The organism is Ottowia sp., from assembly GCF_035444425.1.
GTDB lineage: Bacteria > Pseudomonadota > Gammaproteobacteria > Burkholderiales > Burkholderiaceae_C > Ottowia.
Genome location: NZ_DAOMOQ010000016.1, coordinates 19794 through 35023 on the forward strand (window position 1 = coordinate 19794; position 15230 = coordinate 35023).

Sequence of the window (15230 nt, forward strand, 5' to 3'; positions counted from 1 at the left end):
CGATGCCATGTTTTCACTCCACTTGTCTTTCAGCCGCTGGCGCCGCGCGCCACAGCCACCACGCGGTCAGCAACAGCAGCTGGGTGGCGACCAGATGACTCCAGGCCAGCGCGTCGAGCCCGCCGTGCAGGCCGGTACCCAGCGCACGCACCAGCAGCGGCCCGAGGATCTGACCGGCAGCGAAGGCGGCGGTCATGCGCGCCAGCAGCGGCGTCGGGTTGTCCGGTGCGGCCTCGCGCGCCAGCTGCAGGCCGGCCATGGTCGCGACCATGAAGGTGCCGCCGACCAGCACGGCGGAGCCGGCCAGCGACCACAGCGAGGGGCTGATCAGCGGCAGCGCGGTGCCCAGCGCCATCGCGGCGTGCGCCACCGCCCAGATGCGCAGCCGCTGCCAGCCACCCAGCCAGCGCGCGGCGGCGGCCACCGAGCCGGCCGCCGCCAGGCCGAACAGCGGCCAGGTCAGCCCGAACACCAGCGGGTCGGCCACCTGCTGGCGCGCCATCATCGGCAGGAAGGTGGCCGGCACGATGTAGCCCAGCCCCATGATGCCGTAGCACATCACCAGGCCCAGGTGGCCGGTGGCCGCACGTGCCGGCCCGACGGCGGCGCGTGCCGCCACCGGCGGCGGCAGCGGCACGCTGGCCGTGCGGCGCCGCACGAACACCGCGCCGACCAGGGCCAGCGCGCCCAGCTCCAGCCACAGCCAGTCGGCCGGCTGCTGCCCGCCGAGCCAGGTCATCACGCCGGCCAGCGCTATGCCCAGGCCGACGCCGGTGTAAATCCAGGCGCCCAGCTTCGGCGCCTGGCGGCGCGCCAGCTCGGCCAGGCACCAGCTGCTGGCGCACACCAGTGCCCAGGCGCTGAACACGCCGGCCAGCGCCCGCAGCGCCACGCCGCCGACATGGGCGACACGCGGCTCCAGGAAGCCCAGCAGGGCGATCGCCAGCGTCGTCAGCCCGACGCCGACCAGCGCCAGGTTGAGACCGCGCCGCGGGTCGGCCGAGAAGCGCGCCGCCGTCATGGCGCCGACCAGGTAGCCGGCGTAGTTGGCCGCCGCCCATTCAGCGCCACCGATGGCGCTCAGGCTGCCGTCGCGCTGCATCAGGGGCAAGAGCGGCGTGAAGGCGAAACGGCCGATGCCCATGGCCATGGCGAGCGCCACGATGCCGGCCGCGACGATCGACCCATGCGGGCGCGCCGCGGAAACAGATTCATGAAGTACCGCCATGGGTCCGCATTGGATCGCAATTGCGTTGTTTTGACTACTGAATTATCTTGAACTAATATTCTCAATATGAGAATGATGGATCTTGACGATCTGCAGATCTTCCGCTCGGTGGTGCACGAAGGCGGCGTGACGCGCGCGGCCCGGCGCCTGCACCGGGTGCCGTCCAACGTCACCACGCGCATCAAGCAGCTCGAGGAACGGCTCGGCGTGCCGCTGTTCCAGCGCCGCGGCCGTGGCCTGGTGCTGACCGATTCCGGCCGCGTGCTGATGGGCCACGCCGAGCGGCTGCTGCAGATGGCCGACACCGCCGAACGGGAGCTGCGCAGCGGCACGGTGCGCGGCGTACTGCGGCTCGGTTCGCTGGAGAGCGCTGCCGGCGTGCGGCTGCCGCCGCTGCTTTCGGGCTTCCACGCCGAGTACCCGGAAGTGTCGATCGAGCTGCAGACCGGCACCACCCAGGCCCTGCTGGCCAAGCTGGAACGCTTCGAGATCGAGGCCGCCTTCGTGTCCGAACCGTTCGAGCCGGCGCGCCTCGCCAGCGTGCCGGCGTTCCAGGAAGAGCTGGTGCTGATCAGCGCGCGCGGCGAGCCGCGGCCTCGGCGCGCCGCCGACCTGGACGGGCGCACCCTGGTCACGTTCCCGAATGGCTGCTCCTACCGCCAGCGCCTGCTCGAATGGCTGGCGGCCGACGGCGTCACGCCGGGCAGGCTGCTCGACCTGGCCTCGTACCACGCCATCGTGGCCTGCGTGGCGGCCGGCATCGGCGTCGGCATCGTGCCAGCCGAACTGCTCGAGCAGGCGGTGATGGCGACCGAGGTCGAGCAGCACCCGCTGCCGGCGCGGCTGCGCGTCAACCGCACCCACCTGGTGTGGTCTGGCGAGCCGAGCGAGCCGCTGAAGGCATTGATCGGGATGATGCCCAGGCAAGGCGCCGCAGCGGCATCGAAGAAGACATCTGAGCGGCGGCGTCGAGCTTGACCGACGATCGCTGGTTGCTGGCACATGCGCCGTGCGAACCGGTGCCGGCACCGGGTTCAGAGCCGGTTCGCGGGGTACGCGACGCCGCCGATGCACGCCGACTCGGAACCGTCGGTGACCGGTTGCACGCTCGCTCACGAAGGGCAACGGCGGTCGACCGCAGCATGACTTTGGTCACTTCACGGCCCGGCTCAACCTGCCTACCATGCAGGCATGATTGCCCCTGCGAAAGCCGCGCCCGGCATCCTGATCGTGGACGACCACGAACTGGTACGGCTCGGCCTGTGCGCGCTGATCGCCTCGCACACCGGCAGCGGCACCGAACCGGTCGCAACGCTGGAGGCCAGCACGCTCGCCGATGCGATCCATCTGTACGCGCGGCATGCGGGCAGCATCGTCCTGGTGCTGCTGGACCTGCACCTGCCCGACACGCATGGCCTGTCGGGCCTGCGCGAGTTCCTGGCGCGTTTCCCGGCCGCTCCGATCGTCGTGCTGTCGGGTGACGCCGATCCGGCGCTGAAGCGGCAGGCGCGCGAGGCCGGGGCGCACGCGTTCCTGCCCAAGGCGGGGCAACTGACCGACGTGATCGACTACCTGGCGGCGCGCGGTCTGCTCGATCCGGCGCGTCCCGGCGCCGCAACCGTCACGGGACAAGGCACGGAATCGCACGACGCGCAGGTGGCGCGCGAGGTGCGTACCCACGACGGCGAGCGCCTGCACCTGACCCGGCGGCAGGCCGAGATGCTCGACTGGCTGCTGGCCGGACGGTCCAACCGCGAGATTGCCGAGCACGTGCACCTGGCCGAAGGCACCGTGAAGAACCATGTCTCGGCCCTGCTGCTGATGTTCGGCGTGCGCTCGCGCGCCGAACTGATCAGTCGCCTGCGCTGAGCGCGCCGACCCAGCTGCTGGCCATGACGCTCGACCACGGCTCCCGCGCCAGCACCGCGGTGGATGACCGCGTGCTGCACGCGCAGGTGAAGGCCCTGCTCGGCGGCTATCGGGGCGCCTTCGTCGCCAGCCTGCTGGCGTCGGCCGGCTATGCCGCGCTGTACGGCTGGCTGCTGCGCGATCCGCGCCTGCTCGGCTGGTTCGCGCTGCGTCTGGTGTCGCTGGCGTTCTACCGGCGCCTCACTGTGCAGGCCCCCGCGGCGGGGCCGGCAAGCCGGCAATGGCTGCGCTGGTACCTCGGCGCCTACCTGTACCACGGCATGGTCTGGGCCGCCGTGCCCTGGCTGTTCATGCCGGCCGACGCCTTCGCGCTCAACATCTTCACGGTGCTGCTGCTGGTGCTGCTGTGCGCCGGTGGTCTGCCGGCCGTGGTGCCGCGCTGGTCGGCGGTGCTGGCCTTCCTGCTGCCGATCCTGCTGAGCCTGATCGGCGCGCTGCTGTGGCGCGCCGCCGACCTGCGCTACCTGTTCCTGGCCCTGAGCGTGCTGCTGTATCTGGTGATGGCGCTGCGCATCGCGCGCCAGCACCATCGGCTGCTGACCGAGTCACTGATCATGCGCTTCGAGAACCAGGCCCTGACCGAGCAGCTGTCCGAACAGGTGCAGCTGGCCCGCCACGCGAGCGAGGAGAAGACGCGCTTCCTGGCCGCCGCCAGTCACGACCTGCGCCAGCCGGTGCATGCGATCGGCCTGTTCGGCGCCGTGCTCGAGCGCGAACTGCACGGCCAGCCGCAGCACGCCAACGCGCTGCGCCTGATGCGCGCGGTGGACGCGCTCGGCCAGTCGCTGGACACCATGCTCGACATCTCGCGCCTGGACGCCGGCGTGGTCGCGCCCAGCCCGGCTGATCTGGCCCTCAACCCGATCCTGCAGGCGCTCGGGCAGATGTTCGCCGGCGAGGCCGAGCAGCGCCAGCTGCAGCTGCGCGTGCGTGCGACGCCGCTGTGGGTGCGCTCCGACGCCGAACTGCTGCAGCGCCTGCTGGCCAACCTGATCGACAACGCGCTCACGTACAGCAGACGCGGCGGCGTGCTGGTGGTGGCCCGTGCACGCGGCCCCCAGGTGTGGATCGACGTGGTCGATACCGGCATCGGCATCGCCACCGAGCACCGCGAGCAGGTGTTCGCCGACTTCTTCCAGGTCGGCAACCCCGGGCGCGACCGATCACGCGGGCTGGGCATGGGCCTGTCCATCGTGCGGCGCCTGTCGGACCTGCTGGCCCACCCGGTGCAACTGCACTCGCGACCTGGGCGGGGCAGCCGCCTGCGGGTGGTGCTGCCTGCGGCACCGCGCGGCCTGGCGCCGGCGCCGGCCGATGAGCCGACGGCGCCGGCCGTGCCGACGGCCGCGCCCGGCCTGCGGCTGCTGCTGGTCGAGGACGAGGACGACGTCGCCGTCGCCATGGCGGCCTGGCTGCACGCGCACGGCATCGAGCTGGTGCATGCGGCGACGCCGGCCGCGGCCAGGCAGTGCCTGGCCCAGGCCGACGCGGCCAAGCGGCCGTTCGACGCCCTGATCTGCGACCTGCGTCTCGCCGAAGGTGCCGACGGGCTGGCGCTTGCCCAGCAATTGCGCGACCAGCGTGGGGCTGCGCTGCCGACCCTGCTGATCACGGGCGAAACCGCGCCGGAGCCGCTGCAGCGCGTCGGCGAAGCCGGTCTGCCGGTGCTGTTCAAACCCGTGACCGCATCAGCACTGCTGGCGGCACTGGCGCGCCTGCTGCAGCGCACCTCATAGGGCCTGTTCACACCGCCGGCAGCGCCGCATCCGTGCCCGGTTGACCGTCATCGCGAGACGGCGCCGTGCGTCCGTGGTGTGTGCGAATGTGACTTTTGGCACTGTTGCCGCATCGACCGCACGCGCACAGTGCTGCCAGCACCCGAGGCCCCGCGCCGCAGATGCCCCCGTGCAGTCGCCTGCGAACCGTGCACCGATGCTGGCCCGAACACCCGAGACGGGACGCCGCGAAGCACCGGGCCGAGCGACCTTGCATGGAGTCACGCAACCCCTGTTTTCTCATCGTGAGGAGGTCAGCCATGAACAACACCCCCAAGCATCGCCTCGTGTGGCTCACGCCGCTGTTGCTGGCACTGTCGGCCTGTGGCGGCAGCGATCCGGCGCCGTCGCCCGCGCCGACACCGACACCCGCACCGGCGCCAGCACCCGCGCCTGCACCCGCACCGGCGCCCGCGCCGAGTGGGCCGCAGCCGCTCGTCACGCCGCCTGGCGCCGACCAGGGGGCGCCGGCCAGCGCCAGCCTGAACCAGGCCGGCGGCACGCTGTCCAGCGCCGACGGCAGGCTGCGGCTCGTCGTTCCGGAAGGCGCCCTCGCCACGCCGACCACGCTCGTCATCCAGCCCATCGCCAATGGTGCGCCGGGGCGCGCCGGCGCAGGCTACCGGCTGACGCCGGAGGGTGTCGCCTTCGCCAGGCCGGTGCAGCTCAGCTTCAGCTACGCCGATGCCGACACCGCCGGCAGCAGCGCCGACACACTGGGCATCGCCACCCGGCAGGCCGACGGCACCTGGCGCATGGCCGAGGCCACGCTGGATGAGAACAGCCGCACCGTCACGGCGACGACCACCCACTTCAGCGACTGGTCATTGGTCAAGGGCTTCCAACTCCATCCGGCCAGCGCCAAGGTCAAGACCCGCGCCAGCCTGCCGCTGACGCTGGTGTACTGCTACGCACCCGTGGCGGGCAGCAGCGACCCGACGCCAATCGGCTTCGACTGCGACAACAGCAACGACGAGCTCGCGCCGATCGTGCCCCTGAACCAGGTCACCAACTGGGCCGTCAACGCCACGCCGGGCGGCAATGCCACAGTGGGCACGGTGGCCGGTGGCGGGCGCGGCGCCACCTATACGGCGCCGCCCAGCGTGCCCTCATCGAATCCGGTGGCCGTTTCAGCCGAGGTGCAAGGCACCAGGCGCAAGCTGCGGGTGATGTCCAACATCGAGATTCTCGGGGACACCACGGCCTACCGCGGCACGGTGTCAGGCACGGTGACGAGTGGTGGCTGGCAGGCCAGCCTGGAGGGCAAGGACATCCGTTTCACGCCGGTCGAGGTGCTGCCGAGCGACCTGACCAAGTACCGCGCCTTCGGTACCGTATCGCTCACGGTCAAGCTCGGCGACGATTACACCCAGTCCGGCACGGTGGAGATCGACAGCGGCAGCAGCATGGTGGTGTTCGACCCCGCGCGTGCTGGCTCCGCGCCCACCAGCCGCTACTGGTACGCCATCTCGGCCACACTGCCGAACAGCCCGTTCCCGGTGATGATCACCAACCACTGCTCCGAGAACGCTGCCGACCTGGCGAGCATGCCGGCCTACACCGACATCGAGGATCTGAGCGGATCGAACAGCATCAACTGCGCCATGGGCACGATGCAGATTTCGTCGACGTGGTCGTTCAAGGCCGAGTGAGCGGCGCGGCCAGGCCACGCGCGGGGCGGCGCCCCCGGCCACCCCGACTCGGGCCGAGGCGCCTCACTTGAAGAACGCGTAGCCGACCAGGATCGCCGCCACCAGGCCGACTAGGTCGGCGAACAGCGCGCAGGGCAGCGCGTGGCGCGTCTGCTTGACGCCGACGCTGCCGAAGTACACCGCCAGCACGTACAGCGTGGTCTCGGTCGAGCCCTGGATGATGGCCGCCAGCTTGGCCGGAAACGAATCGACGCCGTGCACCTGCATCACGTCGACCATCAACCCGCGCGCGCCCGAGCCCGACAGGATCTTCATCAGCCCCACCGGCAGCGCCGGCAGGAAGTCGGTCGGCAGCCCGAGCGCCGCCACCGCGGCGGCGATCCAGCCCATCACGATGTCCATCAGCCCGGCAGCGCGGAACACCCCGATCGCCACCAGCATGGCGACCAGGTAGGGAATGATCTGCACCGCGACGCCGAAGCCGTCCTTGGCACCGTCGATGAAGGCTTCGTACACGTTGACGCGGCGCCACGCGCCGGCCACCAGGAAGGCCACCACCACCGTCAGGATGAAGCCGGCGCCGATGACGCTCATCCACTGCGCCGCCTGCTCGGGCGGAAAGCGCGCCAGCCAGGCCACCAGCAGGCCGACGATGGCGGCAAAACCCAGCATCGGCAGCAGCAGCCCGGCGCGCCACAGCCGGATGCGCTGCGCCAGCGACACCGCCACCAGCGCCGACAGCAGGCCGCAGGCGGTGGCCACCAGCGTCGGCAGGAAGATGTCGGCGGCATTGAAGTTCAGCAGCCCCTGCTTGACGGCCATGGTCTGGCGGATCGCGATCACCGACGTCGGGATCAACGTCAACCCGGCCGTGTTCAGCACCAGGAACATGATCTGCGCGTTGGTGGCGGTGTCGGGCTTCGGGTTCAGCGCCTGCAGCTCCTGCATCGCCTTCAGCCCCAGCGGCGTGGCGGCGTTGTCGAGGCCCAGCAGGTTGGCGCTGATGTTCATGGTCATCGCACCCTGCGCCGGATGGCCGCGCGGCACGCCCGGAAACAGGTGCCTGAACACCGGGTTGACGGCGCGCGCGAAGCCATCGACCACCCCCGCGCGCTCGCCGATTTTCATCAGGCCCAGCCACAGCGCCATGATGCCGACCAGGCCGATGGAGATGTCGAAGCCGGTCCTGGCGGCATCGAACATGCCCGTCATCAGCTTCGGGAACACCGTCATGTCGCCCTGCGCCAGCGCCACCAGCGCGGCCACGAAGGCGCTCAGGAAGAAGCCGAGCCAGACGAGGTTCAGGACCACCTCAGGCTCCCGCCGCCACGCTCACTGGCCGCAGCACTTCTTGTATTTCTTCCCGCTGCCGCAGGGGCAGGGATCGTTGCGGCCCACCTTGCTGCTCTGCGCCGGCGCCGTGCGCGGACCCAGGCTTTGCGCGATGTCGAACAGGTCGTAGACCGCCCACAGCGCCTCGCCAAAGAGTTCGAAACGCTCCTGGCTGACGCTGGGCGGCGCGCTTTCCTCGTGCAGGTTCAGCACCGGGTCGCCGCGGTCGTCTTCCAGCAGTTCGGCGATGCAGTCGAGCGCGTCGGCCATCATCTCGGCGATCTCCGGATCGCGCGGCGGCGCCCAGTCGTCAGCCCAGTGCTCGACCGCGAACAGGAAGCCCTGCGCCCAGCCCTGCGCCAGCGCCGGCGGCGCGCCGTCCTGCTCGTCGGCGACGGCCTGGCGCTCGGCCTCCGGCAGGCTGGCCAGCAGCCCGCGCCAGTCGATCACCGCCGGGCTGAGTGCGCGCTCGTCCTCCAGCGACTCAACCGGCGCCTGCAGGGCAGCACGCAGCTGCGCGCCGCGCTCCAGCCAGCCCATGACGAAGCGCGTACGCTCGCCGGCGCTGGCGAACACCGCATCGGCATCACCACCAAACAGCGCTGGCAGCCATTCGTCGTCGCCGATCTCGCGCCGCGTGCACAGCAGCGCCGTCAGCAGGCCTTCGCAGAATTCCCAGGGCGGCGCCTCCGGCTGGCGTTCGCGCACAGCGTCGAGCACGTCTTCCAGCGTGTCGAGCGTGGCGGAAGTGGCGTCGTCGAAGTCGGTGCCCGGTGCGGGTGTTTCAGGTGATTCGGATGGCATCGTCATGTGGGCTTCCTGGCTTTGGCCACGCATGGTAGCGTCCTGCGGACGCGCTAACGCCGCTTGCGCATCCCGAGCCAGACCACGGCGCCAACCACGATCAGCGCGCCCAGCACCTGCACCGGCGCGATCGCCTGGCCCAGGATGACCCAGGCCAGCACCAGCGCGAACACCGGCTCGACGTTCATGATGGCCGAGTTGCCGACCACGCCCAGGCGCGGCAGCAGCGTGAACAGGACGGTGATGCCGGTGCCGTAGAACAGCGTCAGCAGCCCCAGCCCCCACCAGCCCGGCGGCGCGTCGGGCAGCGCGAAGCCGCCGCGCGCCAGCGACACCGAGCCGGCCAGCACGCCGACCATGGCCATGGTGCCGAAGGTGCGCAGCCGCCCGTCGAGCGCACCGGCCTCGTGCTGCGTCAGCACCAGCGCCAGCCCGAACACCACCGCGGCACCGACGGCAAACGCCACGCCGGCGCCGATCTGCTGCCACTGCCCGGCGGCGCCCAGGCCGGAGGCGGCGCCGAAAACGTCGAGCGCCAGCACCAGCCCGAACAGGATCAGCGGCATCGCGATCATCAGCGCGCGTTCGGCCCGGTGCCCGTACAGCACGCGCGCCCACAGCGCCGTCATCAGCGGGAACAGGTTGAAGGCCAGCAGCGCCAGCGCCACCGGCAGCCGAGCCACCGCCGAGTACAGCCAGACGCTCTGGATCGCGACCAGCACGCCGATGGCCGGCAGCGCCTTGCGTTCGCGCGCGTTCAGCCGCGTCGGCACCTTCTGGATGATCAGCAGCAGGCCCACCGCCAGCGCGGTGCCGAGGCTGCGCACCGTCACCGCGGTCGGCACGTCGACGCCGTGGTCGAACGCCAACCGCGCCGCCACGTGGTTGGCGCCGAACACGAAGGCGATGGACAGCAGCGTGGCAAATGCCAGGCCGCTCAGGGCGCGGGCGGGTGGTTCGGGCATCAGCGGGCAATCATGGCGGCGAAGCACGCATTGTGCTGACGCCGCGGCGACCTTGCCGGCGGGCAGGGGTTGATGCGAAGGCCAATAATTGCGCCATGAACCAAGCCGTCACCCCCGCCCGCACTTCGCTGATGCAACGCTACCAGGACTGGCTGCGCGAAACGCGCGGCTTGAGCTTCGCCGACTACCGCGCGCTGTGGACCTGGTCGACCACGGATCTCGACGCCTTCTGGCAAAGCATCTGGGACTACTTCGACATCCAGTCGCCGACGCCGCACAACGCGGTGCTGGCGAAGAACGTGATGCCGGGCGCGGTGTGGTTTCCCGGCGCGCAGCTCAACTACGCGCGCCAGGTGCTGCGCCACGTCGAGCCGGCGCACGCGGCGGGCCAGCCGGCCATCATCAGCGAGAACGAGAAGGGCCAGGTGTGCGAATTGAGCTGGCCCGAACTCGAGCGCCAGGTCGCCTCGCTGGCGCTGCACCTGCGGGCGCAGGGCGTGCAGCCGGGTGATCGCGTGGCGGCCTACATGCCGAACATCCCGCAGACCATCGTCGCCTTCCTGGCCACCGCCAGCATCGGCGCCGTGTGGAGCGTGTGCGCGCCCGACATGGGCACCAACGCCGTGCTGGACCGCTTCAGGCAGATCGAGCCCAAGGTGCTGATCGCCGTCGATGGCGTCACCTGGGCCGGGCGCGACATCGATCGCCTGGGCGTGGTGCAGGAGTTGCGCGCGGCACTGCCGAGCGTGCGGCACCTCATCATGCTGCGCAACCTGGGCAACTCGACCCCGATCGAGGGCAGCACCGACTGGGCCGCCACGGTTGCCCAGGACGATGCCGAGACCGCCGCCTTCGAGCCGCTCTGGTTGCCGTTCGACCACCCGATCTGGGTCGTCTATTCGAGCGGCACCACCGGCCTGCCGAAGCCGATCGTGCATGGCCACGGCGGCATGATCCTGGTGATGATGATGCTCGGTCACCTGCACAACGACATCGGCTGCAGCTACGCGCCCGAGACCCTGGGCGAGCGCTACCATTGGTACAGTTCGACCGGCTGGGTGATGTGGAACGCGCAGATCGCGGGGCTGATGAGCGGCACCACCTGCGTCATTTTTGACGGCAGCCCCGGTGGCAGCAAGGATGCGCCCGACTGGAGCGTGCTGTGGCGCTTCGCCGCGCGCCACCGGGTGAGCTTCTTCGGCGCCGGCGCCGCCTTCTACGCCAACTGCATGAAGGCCGGCGTCGATTTGGCCGCTTGCGGCGACCTGTCGCGCATTCGGGCCATCGGCACCACCGGCTCACCGCTGGCGGCGGACGTGCAGCAGTGGGGTACGGAGCAGTTCAGACGCATCGCCAAGACGCCCGAACAGAGGGACATCTGGTGGTGCAACATTTCCGGCGGCACCGATTTCTGCGGCGCCTTCATCGGCGGCGTGCGCGACCTGCCGCAGCAGCCGGGCGTGATGCAGTGCCGCATGCTTGGCGCCGCAGTCGAGACCTGGAACGACGCCGGCGAACCGGTGCTGGGCCAGGTCGGCGAGCTGGTCTGCACGCAGCCGATCCCGTCGATGCCGCTGTACCTGGTGAACGACCCCGACGGCGCGCGCTACCGTGCCAGCTATTTCGAGATGTACCCGCCTGGGCACGGCCGCAAGCCGGGTGGCGGCGACCTCCCCACCGAGGCGGGAAGCGTCTGGCGTCACGGCGATTGGCTGCGCATCGGCGACGAGCACGGCGACGGCGAGTGGTGCGTGATCTACGGCCGCAGCGACGCCACCATCAACCGCCACGGCCTGCGCATGGGCACCAGCGAGATCTACAGCGCGGTCGAAGGCATCCCCGAGGTGCTGGATTCGATGGTGGTCGACCTCGAATACTTGGGCCGCGAAAGCTACATGCCGCTGTTCGTGGTGCTGCGGCCGGGCGTCGAGCTGGACGAGGGCCTGCGCAAGCGCCTGCAGGATGCCATCCGCAGCAGCTTGAGCCCGCGCTTCGTGCCGGACGACGTCTTCCAGGTCGCCGAGATTCCGCGCACCCTGTCGGGCAAGAAGCAGGAACTGCCGATCAAGAAGCTGCTGCTCGGTCAGCCGCTGGACAAGGTGGTCAACCGCGAAGCCATGGCCAACCCGGCCAGCCTGGCCTGGTACGAGGAGTTTGCGCGCCGGCGCCAGGGTGCGGCCTGAAGCCGCCCCGAACGCCAGCACGGCGGCGGAAGCCCGCGTGTCTCCCGCGTGTAAAGCCTGTCGGCGCTCCGCCGCCGGTGCGCGTTGGAGGAATGTCCACGGCAGGCGCGCCCGCGCGCCGATTCCGGAGCTTTCGAACATGAGTCAGGTCACTGCTGTCACCACCCGCTCCCTCGTCGTCGCCGCGCTTGCGCTGCTGGCGGCCGGCGCCGCCAACGCACAGCCGATGGTGACCGCGCGCGTGCTGTCCTCGCAACCGATCTGGGAGCAGGTGCCGGTGTCGGACTGCTATCCGGGCGCCTACGGCGGCCAGCCCTCGGGCGCCGGTGCCGGCGTCGGCGCCGTGATGGGCGGGCTGATCGGCAGCCAGATGGGTAAGGGCTCGGGTCACATCGCCGGCGCCATCCTGGGCGCGCTGGGCGGCGCCATGCTGGGCAACGCCGCCGAGGCGACGCAGCGTGGCTATTACGGCGGCTATCCGGGCGGTTGCGGCACGCGCTACGAGAACCGCCTGACCGGCTACGACGTCAGCTATGAAGTCGGCGGCCGCGCTTACCGCACCCGCACGGCGCAGGACCCGGGGCCCTGGCTGCAGGTACCGGCATCCGGCCTGCCCGGCGATCCGTACTACGGCCAGGGCTCCCATGACGGCATGCCCGGCGTACAGAGCTACCCGGTCCTGCCGCCGCCGGTGGTCGGCGGTTATCCGCTGCCCTCGTACCCGGCCGCCGGCGAATCATCCGGCGTGGTGACGGCACCGGCCGGTGGGGTGTACGGCGGCGCCTACCCCTATGCATACCCGCCGGCCGGCTATCCGCCGCCGGCGTACCCGGCACCGGTGTACCGCCAAGCCTATCCGCAACCGGTGTACCCGGCCGCGCCGGTGTACATGCGCCCGGCGCCGGCCTATGTAGCGCCAGTGGGGATCAACCTGTCGATCGGCGGCGGCTATGGCCACCGTGGGCGCAGCGGCGGCTGGAGCGTCGGCGTCGGCACCGGTTTCTGACTGACTATTCAGTCCTGATCCAGGCGCGCCAGCTGCCGGCGCAGCCACGCCACCTCTTCCATCAGGTCGGCGGCCAGCGCAGCCAGCTGCGGGTCGGCGTCGTAGGTGTGCTCCAGCTCGGCGATGCGGCGCGCGCGCAGCAGCGTGGCGCTGGCGAAACGCCACTCGGCAGCCACGCCGCCGCGCAGCGGCTGCAGCACGCCGGCCTCGACGTGGGTGTGCACCCATTCGGGCGGCATGGCGCAGGCGCGCGCCAGCTGCTGCAGGCTGAGCGCCGCGTCATCGAGCAGCTCGACCAGATCGGCGGGAACTGAGATGGGCTTGAGGCTCATGGCGTTGCTCTCCGAAATCAGCGCGGGTCGAAGCCCGGATAGGCCTTGCCCAGCGCTTCCCAGGCCGCCTTCTGCTCGGGCGTGACGGCGCCGGGCACGGCGATGTCGAGTTCCAGGAACAGATCCCCCGACGTGGCGGACGAGGGGATGCCGCGCCCTTTCAGGCGCAGCTTGCGCCCGCTGCCGGAGCCGGGCGGCACCGTGACTTCGACCGTCTTGCCGTCCGGCGTCGTCACCTGCACGCCGGCGCCGATGGCGGCTTCCCAGGGCGTCACGCGCAGCTTCTGTGTCACGTCGCGGCCGTCGATGCGCCAGCGTGCGTCGGCGCGGAAATGCACTTCCAGGAACAGGTCGCCCGCCGGCCCGCCACCGAAGCCCGGGCTGCCCTGGCCGGCCAGGCGGATCAGCTGGCCTTCCTTGACGCCCTGCGGGATCTTGACCTGCAGCGTGCGCTCCTCGGGCACCACGTGGCCGCCGTCGTCGATGCGCGCCCCGCGCAGCGTGATGTGGCGCTCGGCGCCGCGGTAGGCGTCGATCAGCTCCAGTTCGACGCGCGCATGGTGGTCCTCGCCGCGCATCTGCGCCTGCGCGCCAGCGCCGGCGTGGGCGCGGCCGAACATCTGCTCGAAGAACTCGCTGAAGTCCTGGCCGTCGCCGCTGAAGTGGGCCCGAAAGCCCTCCGGCCCGCCTTCGGAGAATTCGTAGCCGGTGTTCCAGCCCGGCGGTGGCCGCACGTCGTCGCCCGAGCGCGCGCCGCGCGCCCAGGCCTGCGCGCCGACGGTGTCGTAGGCGGCGCGCTTCTCGGGGTCCGACAGCACGGTGTTGGCCTCGTTGACCTCGGCCATGCGCGCGGCGGCATCGGCCTCCTTGCTGACGTCCGGGTGGTACTTGCGCGCCAGCTTGCGGTAGGCCTTCTTGATGTCGTCCTGGCTGGCGCCCTTGTCGACGCCGAGGATCTTGTAGTAGTCCTTGAATTCCATGGAGCTTGTCTGCCTTCCTTGCACCGGGCCGGCCGGCCTGTGCGCGGCTCGGTCACGCAGTTGGGGATGCAGCGCGCGCTTTGCAACTTTAGCCCAGTGCGGGTTCGTCCACACCCTCTCAGTCGCGCCGCGCCCTGCCCCGGTTGACCAGCACGATGCCCGCCGCCACCAGCGCCAGCGAGGCCAGCAGGCTGGGCGTAACCGGTTCGTGCAGCCACAGGGCGCCGAAGATCAGGGCGAAGATCGGCGTCAGGAACACGAAGGCCGAGATCCGCGTGGCCGGGTAGTGCGCCAGCAGCCACATCCAGACCAGGTAGCTCAGGAAGGCGCCGACCACCGTCTGCAGCGCGATCGAGGTGGCGGCAAAGGCGCTCCAGTGCCAGTTCCAGTGCTCGCCCAGCGCCAGCGACAGCAGCGGCAGCACGGCCGCGCTCACCGCCACCTGGTAGAACAGCATCTTCTCCGGCGCGATGCGCACCAGCTTGCTGGCGCGGATGGTCACCGTGGTCAGTCCCCACAGCGCACCGGCGGCCAGGCCGAGCAGGTCGCCCTGCCAGGTCAGGCCGGCACCGCCCTCGGTGAAGCCCTCGCGCAGCGCGAACGCGACCGCCGCGAAGGCGCACAGCAGGCCCAGCCACTGCAGCGGCCACAGCCGCTCGGCCGGCACCAGCAGCGGCAGCACCACCGCGACCCAGAACGGCGAGGTGTAGAGAAACACCGTCAGCCGCGACGCCGTGGTGTGCTCCAGGCCGGCATAGATGGCGGCGAACTCGATGGCGAACAGCGTGCCCGCCAGCAACCCCGGCCACAGCGTGCCGTCGCGCTCGAACAGCGCCACGCCGCGCCAGCGGCACCACAGCCACAGGATCAGGGTGGCGCCGACGAAGCGCACCGCGGCCTGGAACACCGGCGCCAGCTCCGGCAGCGTGGCCTTGACCAGCACCTGCTGGAAGCCCCAGAACAGGCAGCAGGCCAGCAGGAGGGCGGCGGCGCGACCGTCGAGCTGCTCCTTGCGCTCGCTCATGCGGACGGTGCGCGGCCGCG

Annotated in this window: 13 protein-coding genes; 6 read left to right on the forward strand and 7 right to left on the reverse strand. The window is 70.9% G+C overall.

Going from position 1 to position 15230, the window contains the following annotated elements; genetic code table 11:
• Positions 1-13 precede the first annotated feature (13 nt).
• A complete protein-coding gene (locus PK606_RS08290; RefSeq protein WP_324562662.1) occupies positions 14-1228 on the reverse strand; it encodes a YbfB/YjiJ family MFS transporter in 1215 nt (404 codons plus the stop codon).
• Positions 1229-1300: 72 nt separating this feature from the next.
• Between PK606_RS08290 and PK606_RS08295 the strand changes: the two genes are divergently transcribed.
• From PK606_RS08295 to PK606_RS08310, 4 genes are all read left to right on the forward strand, one after another.
• A complete protein-coding gene (locus tag PK606_RS08295) occupies positions 1301-2206 on the forward strand; it encodes a LysR family transcriptional regulator (RefSeq protein ID WP_324562664.1) in 906 nt (301 codons plus the stop codon).
• A 213-nt stretch (positions 2207-2419) separates the two neighbouring features.
• Complete coding sequence (locus PK606_RS08300) at positions 2420-3097, forward strand: response regulator transcription factor (RefSeq protein ID WP_324562666.1); 678 nt, start codon at positions 2420-2422, stop codon at positions 3095-3097.
• 23 nt (positions 3098-3120) lie between these two features.
• The gene (locus PK606_RS08305) at positions 3121-4893 is read left to right on the forward strand and encodes a hybrid sensor histidine kinase/response regulator (protein WP_324562667.1); all 1773 of its coding nucleotides are present in this window, start codon (positions 3121-3123) and stop codon (positions 4891-4893) included.
• 299 nt (positions 4894-5192) lie between these two features.
• Positions 5193-6584, forward strand: a complete 1392-nt coding sequence (locus tag PK606_RS08310; RefSeq protein WP_324562669.1) for a hypothetical protein — start codon at positions 5193-5195, stop codon at positions 6582-6584.
• A 63-nt stretch (positions 6585-6647) separates the two neighbouring features.
• On the opposite strand, the gene PK606_RS08315 is transcribed toward PK606_RS08310, so the two are convergent.
• Genes PK606_RS08315 through PK606_RS08325 form a run of 3 tightly spaced genes read right to left on the reverse strand, consistent with a single transcriptional unit; the run spans position 6648 to position 9685 of the window.
• A complete protein-coding gene (locus PK606_RS08315; RefSeq protein ID WP_324562671.1) occupies positions 6648-7895 on the reverse strand; it encodes a spore maturation protein in 1248 nt (415 codons plus the stop codon).
• Positions 7896-7916: 21 nt separating this feature from the next.
• A complete protein-coding gene (locus PK606_RS08320; protein ID WP_324562673.1) occupies positions 7917-8726 on the reverse strand; it encodes a YecA/YgfB family protein in 810 nt (269 codons plus the stop codon).
• A 47-nt stretch (positions 8727-8773) separates the two neighbouring features.
• Positions 8774-9685: a DMT family transporter gene (locus PK606_RS08325; RefSeq protein WP_324562675.1), complete on the reverse strand. Its 912-nt coding sequence runs from the start codon at positions 9683-9685 to the stop codon at positions 8774-8776.
• A gap of 95 nt (positions 9686-9780) precedes the next feature.
• Here PK606_RS08325 and PK606_RS08330 point away from each other — a divergent pair, with 95 nt between their 5' ends.
• Together PK606_RS08330 and PK606_RS08335 are read left to right on the forward strand one after the other, a co-directional pair.
• On the forward strand, positions 9781-11868 hold the full coding sequence (locus tag PK606_RS08330; protein WP_324562677.1) for an acetoacetate--CoA ligase: 2088 nt from the start codon (positions 9781-9783) through the stop codon (positions 11866-11868).
• A gap of 139 nt (positions 11869-12007) precedes the next feature.
• Positions 12008-12874, forward strand: a complete 867-nt coding sequence (locus PK606_RS08335) for a glycine zipper 2TM domain-containing protein (RefSeq protein WP_324562679.1) — start codon at positions 12008-12010, stop codon at positions 12872-12874.
• 8 nt (positions 12875-12882) lie between these two features.
• On the opposite strand, the gene PK606_RS08340 is transcribed toward PK606_RS08335, so the two are convergent.
• The 3 genes from PK606_RS08340 to PK606_RS08350 form a co-directional block, all read right to left on the reverse strand.
• Positions 12883-13206 (reverse strand): chaperone modulator CbpM, encoded by a 324-nt coding sequence (locus tag PK606_RS08340; RefSeq protein ID WP_324562681.1) that lies wholly within the window; start codon positions 13204-13206, stop codon positions 12883-12885.
• A gap of 17 nt (positions 13207-13223) precedes the next feature.
• Complete coding sequence (locus PK606_RS08345; protein WP_324562683.1) at positions 13224-14186, reverse strand: DnaJ C-terminal domain-containing protein; 963 nt, start codon at positions 14184-14186, stop codon at positions 13224-13226.
• Between the two features lie 118 nt (positions 14187-14304).
• Positions 14305-15210, reverse strand: coding sequence for a DMT family transporter (locus PK606_RS08350; RefSeq protein WP_324562685.1), 906 nt, complete (start codon positions 15208-15210; stop codon positions 14305-14307).
• Positions 15211-15230 lie beyond the last annotated feature (20 nt).